Origin of the sequence: Longimicrobium sp., assembly GCA_036389135.1 — a bacterium.
Classification (GTDB): domain Bacteria; phylum Gemmatimonadota; class Gemmatimonadetes; order Longimicrobiales; family Longimicrobiaceae; genus Longimicrobium.
In genome coordinates this window covers 228978-242570 of record DASVQP010000019.1, presented here as the reverse complement: position 1 = coordinate 242570, position 13593 = coordinate 228978, and the positions used below count along the sequence as shown (strand labels likewise).

Annotated in this window: 11 protein-coding genes; 7 read left to right on the top strand and 4 right to left on the bottom strand. The window is 71.9% G+C overall.

The genetic code is table 11. The annotated features are described in order from the left end of the window. The 3 genes from VF584_04550 to VF584_04540 all read left to right on the top strand — a co-directional run. The coding region (locus VF584_04550) for a hypothetical protein (GenBank protein ID HEX8209439.1) at positions 1-207 on the top strand (207 nt) is incomplete at its 5' end. Positions 208-210: 3 nt separating this feature from the next. Continuing rightward, on the top strand, positions 211-1452 hold the full coding sequence (locus tag VF584_04545) for an ABC transporter permease (GenBank protein ID HEX8209438.1): 1242 nt from the start codon (positions 211-213) through the stop codon (positions 1450-1452). Next, positions 1449-2702, top strand: coding sequence for an ABC transporter permease (locus VF584_04540; GenBank protein HEX8209437.1), 1254 nt, complete (start codon positions 1449-1451; stop codon positions 2700-2702). The genes VF584_04545 and VF584_04540 overlap by 4 nt, the downstream gene beginning before the upstream one ends. Before the next feature lie 179 nt (positions 2703-2881). Here VF584_04540 and VF584_04535 read toward each other — a convergent pair whose 3' ends face one another. Next, complete coding sequence (locus VF584_04535) at positions 2882-3709, bottom strand: CPBP family intramembrane glutamic endopeptidase (protein HEX8209436.1); 828 nt, start codon at positions 3707-3709, stop codon at positions 2882-2884. Between the two features lie 166 nt (positions 3710-3875). On the opposite strand from VF584_04535, the gene VF584_04530 reads away from it, so the two are divergent. From VF584_04530 to VF584_04520, 3 genes are all read left to right on the top strand, one after another. Further along, the gene (locus tag VF584_04530; protein HEX8209435.1) at positions 3876-5093 is read left to right on the top strand and encodes a crosslink repair DNA glycosylase YcaQ family protein; all 1218 of its coding nucleotides are present in this window, start codon (positions 3876-3878) and stop codon (positions 5091-5093) included. Positions 5094-5383: 290 nt separating this feature from the next. Continuing rightward, on the top strand, positions 5384-5836 hold the full coding sequence (locus tag VF584_04525; protein HEX8209434.1) for a hypothetical protein: 453 nt from the start codon (positions 5384-5386) through the stop codon (positions 5834-5836). Further along, the gene (locus VF584_04520; protein ID HEX8209433.1) at positions 5833-6447 is read left to right on the top strand and encodes a hypothetical protein; all 615 of its coding nucleotides are present in this window, start codon (positions 5833-5835) and stop codon (positions 6445-6447) included. Before VF584_04525 ends, VF584_04520 begins: the two co-directional genes overlap by 4 nt. Before the next feature lie 111 nt (positions 6448-6558). On the opposite strand, the gene VF584_04515 is transcribed toward VF584_04520, so the two are convergent. The 3 genes from VF584_04515 to VF584_04505 form a co-directional block, all read right to left on the bottom strand. Further along, positions 6559-6813, bottom strand: coding sequence for a hypothetical protein (locus tag VF584_04515; GenBank protein ID HEX8209432.1), 255 nt, complete (start codon positions 6811-6813; stop codon positions 6559-6561). Between the two features lie 246 nt (positions 6814-7059). Beyond that, entirely contained in the window at positions 7060-9660 is a 2601-nt protein-coding gene (locus VF584_04510; protein ID HEX8209431.1) for a M1 family aminopeptidase, read from the bottom strand. A gap of 311 nt (positions 9661-9971) precedes the next feature. Further along, positions 9972-10802: a M48 family metallopeptidase gene (locus VF584_04505; GenBank protein ID HEX8209430.1), complete on the bottom strand. Its 831-nt coding sequence runs from the start codon at positions 10800-10802 to the stop codon at positions 9972-9974. A 246-nt stretch (positions 10803-11048) separates the two neighbouring features. On the opposite strand from VF584_04505, the gene VF584_04500 reads away from it, so the two are divergent. Then, entirely contained in the window at positions 11049-13580 is a 2532-nt protein-coding gene (locus VF584_04500) for a hypothetical protein (protein ID HEX8209429.1), read from the top strand. The last annotated feature ends 13 nt before the right edge of the window (positions 13581-13593 follow it).

Below are 13593 nucleotides of genomic sequence, written 5' to 3'. Positions count from 1 at the left end.
GGGAACCTGGACTCGCGCACCTCGGAGGAGATCATGGCGCTCTTCCACCGGCTGCACGCGGAGGGGCAGACCATCATCATGGTGACGCACGAGCCGGACATCGCGGCGCACGCGGACCGGGTGGTGATGCTCAGGGACGGCGTCATCGCCAGCGACCGCAGGCAGGCGCGGGTGGACGTGGACGAGCTCGTGCTGGCGGGGGTGTAGCGCATGCACGTCGTCGAAGGCTTCCGAGGAGCGTGGGACACCATCCGCAACTACCCGATGCGCGCGTTCTTTACGGTGTTCGGAACGCTGGCCGGGGTGTCGTTCATGGTGGCGGTCATCACCCTGCTGCAGGGGATGAGCGGCTACGTGGAGAGCAACGTGATCGGCCGCTTCTACGGCTACAACACGGTCTCCGTGCGCCGCGCCCCGGACCGCGACCTGGTGGCCAGCGCCGGCGAGATGCGCAGCCGCAGCCGCAGCGCCCCGCTCACGCTGGACGACGCGGCGTGGCTGGAGGCGCGCATGCGCACGCCGGGGACGCTGTCGGCCGGGTGGTCGGGCTCGGGCGCGGCGGCCAGCACCACCGGAAGGAAGCTGGAAAAGGTGCGCATCACCGGCACCACGCCCAGCCACTTCGCCGTGCAGGGGCTGAAGGTGGCCGAGGGGCGCCCCTTCTCCGAGCGCGAGGCGGAGCGCGGGCTGGCAGTGGCGGTGATCGGCCGCGATGTGGCGGACCGCCTCTTTCCGCCCGGGCGCGCGGTGGGCCGGCGGGTGATCCTGCGCGGCTCCCCCTATCGCGTGGTGGGCGTGCTGGAGAAGCAGGGGAAGCTCTTCACCTTTTCGATGGACAAGACCGCCACCGTACCCGCGCGCTCGCCGCTCGACGGCGTGCTCAACCAGCGCGGCGTGGTGGACGTGATCGCCTTCAAGGTGGCGGACGGCAAGCACCTGCGCCCCGCTCTGGCCGAGGTGGAGGGGTGGATGCGCGTGCGCAAGCGGCTGCGCCCCGCCGATCCCGACGAGTTCGCCGTCACCACCTCCGAGCGCGCCCTGAAGGCGTGGGGAAAGGTGGCGCGGGTGATGATGGTGGCGGTGCCCGGGCTGATCGGCATCTCGCTGGTGGTGGGCGCCATGGTGATCCTCAACATCATGCTGGTGACCGTTTCCGAGCGCACCTACGAGATCGGGCTGCGCAAGGCGCTGGGCGCCCGCAGCCAGGACATCCTCTTCCAGTTCCTGGTGGAGTCCGCCACGCTCTCCGGCATGGGCGGGCTGCTGGGGGTGGGAGCGGGGTTCGCGCTGGCCGCGCTGGTCAGCTTCTTCTCGCCGCTCCCCGCGCAGGTGGCGCCGTGGTCGGTGGCGCTGGGGCTCTTTCTGGGGATCGGCGTGGGGGTGGTGGCGGGGGTGTACCCGGCCAGCCGCGCCGCCCGCCTGGACCCCGTCGTCGCGCTGGGGCACGAATGAACGTCGCCATGGGATTTTCCGCCGCGCTCCACGGAGTGCAGATCGCCTTCGACGCGCTGCGCGGCAACAAGGTGCGTGCGCTGCTCACCACCGCCGGCATGGTGATCGGCGTGGGGACGGTGATGGCCGTGGCCTCGGTCATCACCGGCGTGCGCGGCGTGGTGACGGAGGACCTGGTGTCCATCGGCCCGGACAACTTCGTCGTCGAGCGCTTCGACATGGCCGAGGTGAGCCTGGCCTCGATGGGCGAGGGGCGCTCTCCCTGGGCCGGCACTTCGCCGCTGACGATGCGCGAGGTGCAGCAGATCGCCGCGCTCCCGTCGGTGCAGACCGCCATCCCCTCCGTATCCGCCACCGCCAGCCTGCGCGTGGGGCGCACCACGGTGACGGGGCTGGACGTGGAGGGGACCGGCGCGCAGTGGGCGGAGTACCGCGCGGGGACGTTCGTGTGGGGGCGCAACTTCCTCCCTTCCGAGGTGGAGCGCTCCGCGCGCGTGGTGGTGCTCTCCGAGGCGCTGGCGCTGGAGGTGTTCGGCCGCGCCGTGCCCGCGTCCGACGCGGTGTGGCTGGCGGGGGTCCCCTTTCGCGTGGTGGGCGTCTACCGCGAGCGCGGCAACGCCTTCGCGGACGAGACGGACCAGTGGCTGACTGCCCCGTACACCGCCGCGGTCAAGCACCTGGAGGCGGACCAGGGGTGGATGGAGATGACGGTAGTTCCCGCCGCGGGGGTGCGCCGGGCGCGCGCCATGAACGACGTGACCGCCTCGCTGCGCGCGTCGCGCGGGCTGCGCCCCATGGACCGCAGCACCTTCACCCTCACCGAGCAGGAGGGGGTGCAGGAGATGTTCGACGACACCACGCGGATGTTCTTCGTGGTGATGCTCCTCCTCTCCTCCATCGGGCTGATGGTGGGCGGGGTGGGGGTGGTGGCGATCATGATGATCTCGGTGACCGAGCGCACCCGCGAGATCGGGGTGCGCAAGGCGCTGGGCGCCACCCGCCGCGCCATCCTCTGGCAGTTCCTGGTGGAGACGGTGACGGTGACGGTGGTGGGGGGCGCGGCGGGGATCGTGCTTGCGGGGGGCGGCGCGCTGCTGCTGGCGCGCTTCACGCCGGTGCCCGCCGCCGTGCCGCTCTGGTCGGTGATCGCGGGGCTCACCGTGTGCGCCGGCTGCGGGCTCGTCTTCGGCGTCGTCCCCGCCAACCGCGCGGCGCGGCTGGACCCCGTGGCGGCGCTGCGGCACGAGTAGGGGAGGTGGAGTTGGGTGGGCGGGACCGGTTCGGAACGGCAGGGACGGTCCGGTGGCTGGTCGCCGGGGGCTGAAGCCCCCGGCTGGAACCACGGGAAGGCGGCTGAAGCCGGCTCGTGCAACCCGGCATTGGACCCCGAGTCCGCGCAGGCGGACTTTGTGCTTTTGTTGCAGCGAGTTCACTCGCCGGGGTTCCCCCCGCCGCCCCTCCCCCGCCGCAGGAACACGATCACCACCGGCAGCGCGGCGGCCACGGCCACGGCGCCGATCCACCACATCCCGCGCAGCTCGTCCAGGGAAAACGCGGCGGCGTCCACCGGCCCCGCGTCGGAGTCGCCGGCGCCGATGAGGGCGCCGAGGGCGTTGTACAGCGCATGGCACGCCACCGGCACGATCAGGGTGCGCGTGCGGAAGCGGATGGTGGCCAGCACCACCCCGAAGGCGAACGACCCCAGCAGGTCGGCGGGGTGCAGCACCGCAAAGAGCGCGGAGGTCGCCAGCACCGCCGCCGTGCGCCCCCAGCGGCGCGACCAGTCGCGCAGCAGGACGCCGCGGAACGCGAGCTCCTCCACCACCGGCGCGAGCGCCACACCGGTCAGCACCTCCAGCACGCCGGCCAGCGGGATGGCGGCGGGCTGCAGGGGGTCGTCGGCCATCCACCCGCCCAAACGCTCCGGCACCGCCCACGACACCGCCACCAGCTGCAGCCAGATCAGCCCCACCGAGAGCACGAGGAGGGGGATCGCCATCGCGACGTGCGCCCACGCGCGGCGCTCGCGCGGGCGGCGAAGGAAGCGGCGGAGCCCCCCGCCCTGGCGCCGGGCGAGGCGGGTGATCCAGAATCCCCATCCCAGGTACCACAGCGCCTGGGCGCCCTCGCTCCACGGAACGCCGGCATGGATCCCCCTGGCGCCCTCGGCGCCCGCCAGGAGCGCCACCAGCGCCAGCAGCGGCCATCCCAGCGCATTGCGGATGCGCAGGCGCACGGGCGGCGCGGTGGCTTCCATGGCGGGCGGGGGCTGGGGCGGCAGGGAGTGGCGCACCGGCTGAAGCTACGCCGCCACCTTGGGCGCTGCAATGAACGGGGGACCACCTTTCCGAACCCCGTGGAACGCGCTATTCGTCCCCCGCGGCCGCGCGCGCCGCGGCGTTTCACCGGCGCTGGGGAACGGGATGGAGCTGACGCAGAATGCGGCGCGGGCGCTGATGGTGGCCGCGCAGGGGCTGGACCGAAGGGCGCGGCGCAGGGCCGGCAAGGCGGACGTGCTGGCGGCGATCCGGCGCATGGGGGTGCTGCAGATCGACACCATCTCGGTGGTGGCGCGCAGCCCGTACCTGGTGCTGTGGAGCCGGCTGGGCGCGTACGACCCGCGCTGGCTGGACGAGCTGCTGGCCGAGGGGGGTCTGTTCGAGTACTGGGGCCACGAGGCGTGCTTCATCCCCGTGGAGGACTTCGCGCTCTTTCGCCACCGCATGCTCGATCCCGCGGCGATGGGGTGGAAGTACCGCGCCGGGTTCATCCGCGGGAACCGCGATGCCGTCGACCGCCTGCTTGCCACCGTGCGCGAGCGCGGCCCCGTCCGCTCGGCCGACTTCGAGCGGCGCGACGGCAAGGGCGGCGGGTGGTGGGAGTGGAAGCCCGAAAAGCGGATGCTGGAAAGCCTCTTCACCGCCGGCGAGCTGATGATCGCCCGGCGCGACAACTTCCACCGCGTGTACGACGTGCGCGAGCGCGTGCTCCCGTCGTGGAGCGACGACCAGCTCCCCTCGCGCGAAGCGGTGGCGCGCGAGCTGGCGCTGAAGGCCGTGCGCGCGCTGGGCGTGGCGAAGGCGAAGTGGGTCGCCGACTACTTCCGGACCTCCAAGCGCGCCACCCCGCCCATCCCCGCGCGCCTGGCCGACGAGGGCGCCCTGCTGCGCGTGCGGGTGGAAGGGTGGAAGGAGCCGGGCTACGTCCACCCGGATCGCCACGACCTGGCCCTCCGCGCCGCGGCGGGGGAGATCCGCCCCACCCTCACCACCCTCCTCTCCCCCTTCGACCCGCTGGTGTGGGACCGCGCGCGCGCCGCGGAGCTGTTCGGCTTCGACTACCGCCTGGAGTGCTACACCCCCGCGCCCAAGCGCCGCTGGGGGTACTTCGTGCTTCCCATCCTGCGCCGCGGCGCGCTCGTGGGCCGCCTCGACGCAAAGGCCCACCGCCGCGACGGCGTCTTCGAGGTGCGGGCGCTCTACCTGGAGCCCGGGGTGCGCGCGACCGACCGCTTCGTAGCCGACGTGGCCGGCGCGCTGCGGGAGTGCGCGGCCTGGCACGGCACCCCCGCGGTCACCATCCGCCAGTCCGACCCGCCGGAGCTGGCGGCGCGTTTGATGGCTGGGCTGGCCGGTGGTTGAAACCGCTGCAGCGACCGCGGGAAGTCCGCCTTGCGGACTGGCTTCGAAACCGGCGGCTTCAGCCGCCATACTCGCCCCTCACAGCGAGATATCATCCAACGATACATCTTGCATCGATGCATTGTGTGACGATATAGCGGACCGCGATGTATGAGCAACACGATGTGGGCTGATGTCCCGTTTTGTGGCGCTTCCGCTCACAACCGGCCGGATACGCTCAGAACCGTCGCGGTGGAGTGCGGAATGCAGTCAGCGGCCCGCGTAGCCGACATCCACCCGGAGACGCGACCATGCTCTACACCGACTTCATCCTGTTCCGGCCCGACCGCAGGCTCGTGGCGGCGGTTCAGGCAAACGGCCAGTTCAACACTTCGGCGCAATGGGCAGCCGAGTTCCGCCGCAACCTGCTCGTGCGCGGGGGTATTCCGCCGCTGGAGTACTTTCTGATCGTCACGCCGGACACCGTGTACCTCTGGAAAGACTCGGACGTGGAGCCCGTCGTTCGCCTCCCGGACGCGGCGATCCCCGCCCGGCCCCACCTCGCTCCGTACGTCAATGGTACACGGGTACGGCTCGAGACCGTGAACCCGTTGACGTTCAAGATGATCGTCGAGTTCTGGCTATCGGATCTTGGCGATCCAGGGAGCAAGGCGGCCGAGATCGCTCTGGAGAACGGCTTCGACGGGATGGGCTTGATAGAAGCTGTCCGTGGGGGGAAGATGGAGTGCAAGGAGGCGGCATGAACGTCTACGTCGAGTCGAACTTCGTGCTCGAGCTGGCACTGCTCCAGGAGCAGCACACCGCGTGCGAGGCGCTCCTGGAGCTGTGCAGTGAAGGACGCATCCGTCTCCTCCTTCCCACGTTCTCGATGATCGAACCCTTTGGTGCGCTCTTCCGCCGGAAGGCGGAGCATAGGTCGGTCAAGATCCCGGTGGACGCGGCACTTCGGGAGCTCGGCCGGACAGCGTCGCTCGCGACACCGGTGAGCGCGGCGAAAGAGGTGCTGCACCAGTTGCTCGTCGAGAACGGCGAGGACGAGTTCCAGCGCTGGAAGAATGCGAGGAGTCGCATCGCCGCGGTGGCCGAGTTGATCCCCTTCGATGAGCGCGTCCTGCCGGTCGCCGTTGCGGTAGAGGACCAGTTTCGGCTCACCCCGCCAGATGCGCTGATCTATGCCTCGGTCTGGAGTCACCTGAGCGAGACCCGCCCTTCGCAGAGCTGCTTTCTCAACCGGAACTTCGAGGACTTCAACAGTCCCCCGCTCGTCAGCGACCTGCAGGCGCTCGGGTGCAAGTTTCTCCCGGCGTTCGATCAGGGGCTGAGCTTCGTGCTGGGGATGCTGGGGCGGAACTGACGGAAGAGAAAAACCGTCACACGGAGAACAGGGAGGGAACCGCAAGACGCAGAGAAACCCTTCTGCCGTTCTTGCAGTTCCCTCCGTGTCTCTGTGTGAGGCTGTTGTTTCCTACCAGGTCGCCGGAGCCGGCGCGCTGGTGGTGTCGGTGCCGGTGCTGTCGCGCGGCTCAGGGCGCCTGCGCGGGAAGCAGACGCGCTTCCGCTCGCCGCGGGTGAGCACCCAGGTGCAGCGGCCGCGCGTGGAGTTCACCAGCACGCCCAGGCCGGGCCGCAGGGTGGGCTGCGGACCAAAGGTGCGCTGGGGAGTTTCGGGCGCGCACGCCGAGAGGAGTGCGAGGGTGGCGAGAGCGGCAAGGCGGATCATGCGTTTTCCTTCGATGACGAGTTCGGCGGACGCGCGGGGCACCGTGGTGGAGAACGCTTCGGATGCGCGCCCGTGCACACGGGGGCGGCACGGAGGGTGCCATGCGCTCCCGCTCCATTCATCGCGAGGAGGCGCATGGCCGTTCGGTTCCGATCCACAGGCTGCCTGGCGAGCATCGTGCTCTCGGTGGTGCTCACCATCGTGCTCAACGTGCTGCTGCGGGGCTGCTCCACGCAATGGTGACGTTCAGGGCGCGGCGCGGATGCGGACGGTCCGCTCCAGCTCGTCGCGCGCCTGGAGCACCTTGCGGCGGATGTCCATGGGGAGCCGCGGGTTCTCGGCCAGGAAGCAGTCCACCACGGCCAGCGCTTCCGGCGTCGTCTGACCGCCGATGAAGGCGTTCACCCAGCGCGGGAGGAAGAAGATCCGCCGGTTCTCGCGGATCCACTCCAGCCGGTCGAGCGAGGGGCGCAGGTGCGGGAGGGACAGCTCGGGGCGCGCGGGGTCGTTGAAGGCGCCCAGCGACGCCGTGGCCCACTCCTCGTTGAGCTGCGGATCGTCCAGGTAGCGCCGGAAGTACTCCGTGCGCGCGGCGGCGGTGGGGATGGCGGCGCCGGCCACGAAGGCGCGGCGCGGCCCCTCGGCCCCGGTGTCGCGCGCCGCCTCGGCGGCGATCAGCGCGGCGGGGTTCGGCTCGCCCAGCGCGGCGAGGGCGCCCACGATGGACCAGCGCGTGGGCTGCTGCACGGGCTTTCCATCGAACTGCTTGCGCTCCGCCAGGTACTCGCGCAGCAGCGCGCGGCCGGCCTCGGTGCGCACGGTGCCGACCAGCGCGTCCAGCGACGCCTTCCGCATCCCGTACGGCAGGGCCGCGTCGTCCGCGCGGGCGGCGAGGAGGCGCTCCCATGCGGGCGCCACTCGCGCCGCGTCTTCCGGACGCAGGTAGAGGGTGAGCGCGGTGGAGGCGCGGCCGAGCACGGCGTCCGCGATCTGCTCGTCGCGCTCGCGGGGGAGCTCGCGGATGGCGGTCTCCACGAAGCGCGCGGCGGGCATGCGGCCCTCGCGCACGCGGTCCCACAGCGCGCCCCAGAGCTGCGCGCGCAGGAGGTCGTCGCGGGTGGCGCCCACGTTCGCCGCCACGCGCTCGGCGCTGCGGTCGTCCAGCAGGAAGAGGCCGTAGCCGTAGTCGCCGTCGTTGCTCCACACGTAGTCGGGGAGCGGGAGCCCGGCGGCGCCCTCCACCACGGTCGTCGCCCCCTCAAAGGTGACGGGAAGGACGACGTCGTCGCGGTCGTGGTACGCCAGCCGCACGCGAACCCGCCCAGGCCACCATCCGCCCGGATCGCCCGGGAGGTCGCGCGCCGGGCGCTGCACCAAGCGGAGCGCGCGGATCTTATCCGAATCCGCCTCCATCTGCGTCTCCACGATGGGCATTCCGGCGCGCAGGATGTACTGCTCGCCGAACTGCTTCAGCGACGTGCCGGACGCTTCCTCGACCGCCGTCAGCAGGTCACGCCAGGTGGCGTTGGAGTAGGCGTGGCGGGTGAGGAAGGTGTGCACCCCCGCGCGGAACGCCGTGTCGCCCACCAGGAAGTTGAGCTGCTTCAGGATCGACGGCGCCTTGTTGTAGACGATGGGGCCGTAGTTGCTCTTCGCCAGGTCCAGGTTCGCCAGCTCCTGCCACACCGGCGTGGTGCCGGAGGTTGCGTCGGTGGCGTAGGCGGTGGGCTTGTTGCGGAGGTAAAAGGTCTTCCAGGCGCCGCTCTCGGGCGCCAGCTCCGCCTGCATCCGCGCCGCCATGTAGGTGGCGAACCCCTCCTTGAGCCAGAGGTCGTCGAACCACCGCATCGTCACCAGATCGCCGAACCACTGGTGCGCGACTTCGTGGTAGATGGTCTGCTCGCGCCCCAGCCGCTGCGAAAGGGTGGGCGGCTCGCGAAAGACGAACTGCGTCTCGTTGTAGAAGATGGCCCCCACGTGCTCCATGCCGCCGAAGGGGAAGGCGGGGGCCAGGAGCGCATCCATTTTGGCGAAGGGGAACGGGACGCCGAAGTACCCCGCCAGCCACGCCGCCGCGCGGCGGTTCGCGCCGATCAGCGAGTCCGCCTCCACCTCCGCGCGTCGGGATGCGCGAGCGTACAGCGTGAGCCCCTCCGACTCCCACGTCGCCCACGGCCCGGCCGCGAAGGCGATGAGGTAGGTGGAGATCGGCTGCGTCTCGCCGAAGCGCCAGGTCACCGCCGTGCTCAGGGAGTCGCGTCCCTCCAGCGCCCCGTTGGTGAGCACCTTCCACGAAGCCGGCGCCGTGATCCGCATGCGTACACGGGCCTTGAGGTCCGGCTGGTCGAAGCAGGGGAAGAGGGCGTTGGCGTCCGCCGGCACCAGGAGGGTGTAGAGGTACGTCGTGGCGTCCTTGGGATCGTCGGCGCGGATGATGGGCGCCCCCGCCGCCGCGATGCGCGTGGTGAACTCCGCGGACACCCGGTTGGACCCTTCGCGCAGATGGCGCGCGGGGATGCGAACGTGGCCCTGCGCCCACTGGTAGTCCGTCACCGCGGCCCCGTTCGCGCGCACGGCGTGGAGCGACGGACCGCGGAAGTCGAGCACCAGGTCGCCCGTCCCGCTGCGCTGGAACTCCGCCTCCACGCTGCCGCGCGCCGAGTCGCGGCGGGTGACGTCCAGCACCAGCGCGTAGCGCACGCCGGAGATCGTAGCCGCGCGCTCCCGCGCCAGCTCCAGCGAGACGCCGGGTTGCATCGGGTTGGGACTCATCTGCGCTTCGACGGGGTGCGCGGCGGCCGCGGCGACGATCGCCAGGATGGACGCGGCGGGGCGGATGCGTGGCATGTACTCCGGGTTGCTGGCGGGGGCCCTCACCCCCGGCTCGTTACACTCGCCTGCCCCCGCTCCCGATAACAGGAGAGGGCTGCGCCCTCTGTTATCGAGAGAGGGGGCGAAGGACGCGGGCAGCGGTAGGGGCGCGATTCATCGCGCCCGTGTTCGGCACCACTCCACCCCCCTTCCGCACCAATCCCATGGCGTGATTTATTGCGCCCGTGCCCTGGAAATGCACGGGAACCCGCGCCACCCGAGACCGCTTCAGCGGTCTTCCCGTGGTTCCAGCCGGGGGCTTCAGCCCCCGGTGCTCGTTGCGCCGCTCATCCCCCGCGTCGCGCGGCTGGTGCACGGCTCGGCAGGGCCTGCACGCGGGCGCGGAAACGCTGGTACTCCGGCGTGTCGCGGATCATCCGGTCGCGATCCAGCGGCCCCAGCGTCCCGATTATCGCGCGGGTGTTGCGCACCCGCTCCGTGCTTGTGGGGTGCGACGCGAACCACTGGTCGAACGAGGTCGGCTGCTCCCGCTGCTCGCGCAGCAGCTCCTCGAAAAAGGTGGCGATCCCGTCCGGATCGTAGCCGGCGTTGGCCAGCGTCACCACGGCGCGCTCGTCCGCCTCGCGCTCGGCGTCGCGGCCGTACTTGGCGAAGACCGCCGCGCCGCCCCCCTGGATCACCACCTGCTCCACCATCCCCGGCTCCCGGTCCAGCACCCAGTAGACCAGCCGCACCAGGATGTTGGCGCGCTGCTGCTTCTCCAGCTGCTCCAGCCCGTGCCGCTCGGTCACGTGCGCGATCTCGTGCCCAAGCACCCCCGCCATCTCCGACACCAGGTCCGCGTGCTCGATGAGGCCGCGGTTCACGAACACGTGGCCGCCGGGGATGGCGAAGGCGTTCACCTCGGGCGAGTCGACCAGGTAAAAGGTGTAGCGCCGCCCGGTGGAGTCCGCGCGCGAGGCCAACCCCTGCCCCATGCGGTTGAGCGCCTCCACCGCGACCGGGTCCTGGATGAGCCTCACCTGCCCGCGGATCTCCGCCGCGTACTGCGCGCCGAGCTGCGCCTCCTCTTCGACTCCGATGCTCCCCGCGCACGAGGCCAGGGCCAGGGGGGCGAGGAGCGCGGCTACGTGTGCGAGGGTGCGGGTGCGTGGCATCGGTGCGCGCGTGCGGGTGGACGAAGCTGATCCCCCCCTCTGCTTCACGTTCCGAGCCAGCCGGACGCCGCCAGAGTGCAGCCGCGCGGCTGCACCGCAGCACGGATGCGGCACCCGGCGCGGTGGTTGTATTCACGTAAATCGTTGGTGGAGTGAGGTTTGCGAATCCGGCCAAGCCGGACCGCTGGTTGCCTTGTCGGTAGGCACGAGCAGGACAGAGTGCAACCGAACAACATCGAGGCGACCATGCGAAACAAGATCGTGCTTTTGGCCGGAGCGGCCCTACTTGCGATGAACGGTACGGCCACCGCCCAGGCCCCCGTCCCCACCGCGGCGGACAGCGCCCTCACCGAGTGCTCGCGCGCGGCGGGGGCCAGGAACGAGGCCGCAGCCTCCACGGCAGCGGACCGCGCCGAGCGCCTCTACCGCGCCCGCTTGGCCGCCGAGCCCCAGAGCGCGGAGCCGCGGGTGGGGCTCGCGCGGGTGATCGGCGAGTGCCGCATCGGGTTCGCGGACTTCATGAGCAAGGCAAGGCTCTCCGGGCAATCGATCGAGCTGCTGAAGGCGGCACTCGCCATCGACAGCACCCACTGGACGGGGCGCTACGTGCTCGCCCTGAACTACTTTCACCTCCCCACCTTCCTGGGCCGCACGGACGACGCGGTGCGCGAGTTTGAGCAGCTGGTGGCGCAGCAGGGGACGCGGAACACCCCCGGCATCTACGCGCAGCCCTACCTGCGCCTCGGCGAGCTGTACGTCCGCAAGAGCCGCACGGCCGACGCGCTGGCGATCTGGCGTCGCGGAGCGGCGCTCTTTCCGGGGGAGGCGCGCTTCGCCGAGCTGATCCAGCGCCACGAGCGCCGCGCGGATGCCCCCGATTCGGCCGCCACGGCTCCGGCGGCAGCCGCCATCGCCGCACCGGCGGCACCCGCGCCGAAGCAGGCGGTGCTGCTGGAGGGGCTCACGGTGCAGGCCAGCGCAAACCGGATGGACGATGCGCGCAGCGGCACCTCGCTGAAGCGGATGGACGTGCTGATGACCCCGGGCGGCACCGCGGACCTGATGCAGGCGATCCAGACGGGGCCGGGCACCACCCGCGCCGCCGAGGGGGCCGACCTGTACGTGCGCGGCGGCGACCCCGCCGAGGCTCCCGTCTGGGTGGACGGGGCGCGGCTGGTGTACGCGGGGCGCTACGAGTCGCTCCATGGCGGCGCGTTCGGCGTGCTGGACCCGGCGGTGCTGGGCTCCGCCACCTTTTCCAGCGGCGGCTTCGGCGCGCGCTACGGCAACGCCCTCTCCGGCGTGCTGGACGTGGAAACGCTCGGCCGGCCCTCCACCCGCGCGGGCGTGCTCTCGGCCAACACGGTGGGCGCGGGGGCGATGCTCCAGCTCCCCGCCGGGAAGCGGGCGGGGGTGTGGGGCGCCGCGCGCGTCACCGAGGCGTCGATGATGCTGGCGATGCACGGCCGCGGCGGCGAGTTTGACACGGCGCCGCGCGCGCTGGAAGGGATCGGCGGCGCGGTGTGGGCGCCGCGCCCGGGGTGGCAGCTCAAGGCCACCGGCCTGGTGGACACCGACCAGTCCGCCCGCAACGTGCGCGCGTACGGCTACAGCGGGGCGTTCGGCTCGCGCGGCGGCACGACGCTGGCGACGCTCTCCGGGCGCGGGGTGTCGCGCGACGGGCGGGTGGCGGTGCGGGCCAACCTGAGCGCCACGGAGCGCACCACCGGCTTCGACTTCGGGGTGCTGGACCGCGAGCGCACCGACCGCGGGGTCGCCGCGCGCGTGGACACGGAGTGGATGCTGGGCGGCGGCCGCCTTCGCGCCGGCGCCGAGGCCGCGGGGATGGACGCCCGCCAGACCGGCGTCACCCCCACCACCGACCAGCTCGCCCCCGGCTCGCCCTCGCAGGCGCTGGAGGCGACCACCGATGACGCATCGCACGTGGGCGGCTACGCGGAGTACGAGTGGGCGGCGTCGGGACGGCTCGCGGTGGTGGCCGGCATCCGCGCCGACCGCCTTCCCGGCGAGACGGAGTGGACGGCGGACCCGCGGCTGGCGCTCGCCTTCCGCGCGGGGGACTGGACGCTGCGCGCGGCGGGCGGCGAGTTCCACCAGGGGCGCTGGCGGACGCGCTTCGCCCTCCCGGACGCGGGCTCCCCGGCGGGCGTCCCCACGCGGGCGCGGCACCTGGTGGTGGGCGCGGAGCGTTCCGGCGAGCCGTCGCTCAAGGTAGAGGCGTACACCAAGTCGTACGGCCGCTACGCCGAAGCCGGCGACGGGCCGCAGGTGGCCGCGGGCCGCGCCACGGGTCTGGACGCGATCGTGCGCTGGAGCCGGCAGGCGCGGGTGAACGGGTGGGTGACGTACTCGCTCCTGCGCGGGCGGCTGGAGCTGGAGGACGGGCGGGTGGTACCCTCGGCGGTGGACGTGACGCACTCCTTCACCGGCGTGGCCACCGTGCGGCTTCCCGGCGAGCTGCAGCTGGGCAACACGCTGCGCTTCGCCAGCGGGCGCCCCTTCACTCCGCGCTCGGCCGGCGCACCGGGCGAGCCGAACGGCGACCGGCTGCCGCACTACCTGCGCCTCGACACCCGCCTCACCCGCTTCTGGACGGTGCGCGGGCGGATGGTGGTGACGTACCTGGAGATGCTGAACACCGCGGGCCGCGCCAACATCGCGGGCTACAGCTACGACGACGCGGCGGACCGGCGCACCACGATCCCCAACTTCTTTGGGCAGCGCACGGCCGTCCTCGGCGGCAGCGTCAACTTCTGAGCGGGATTCCAGC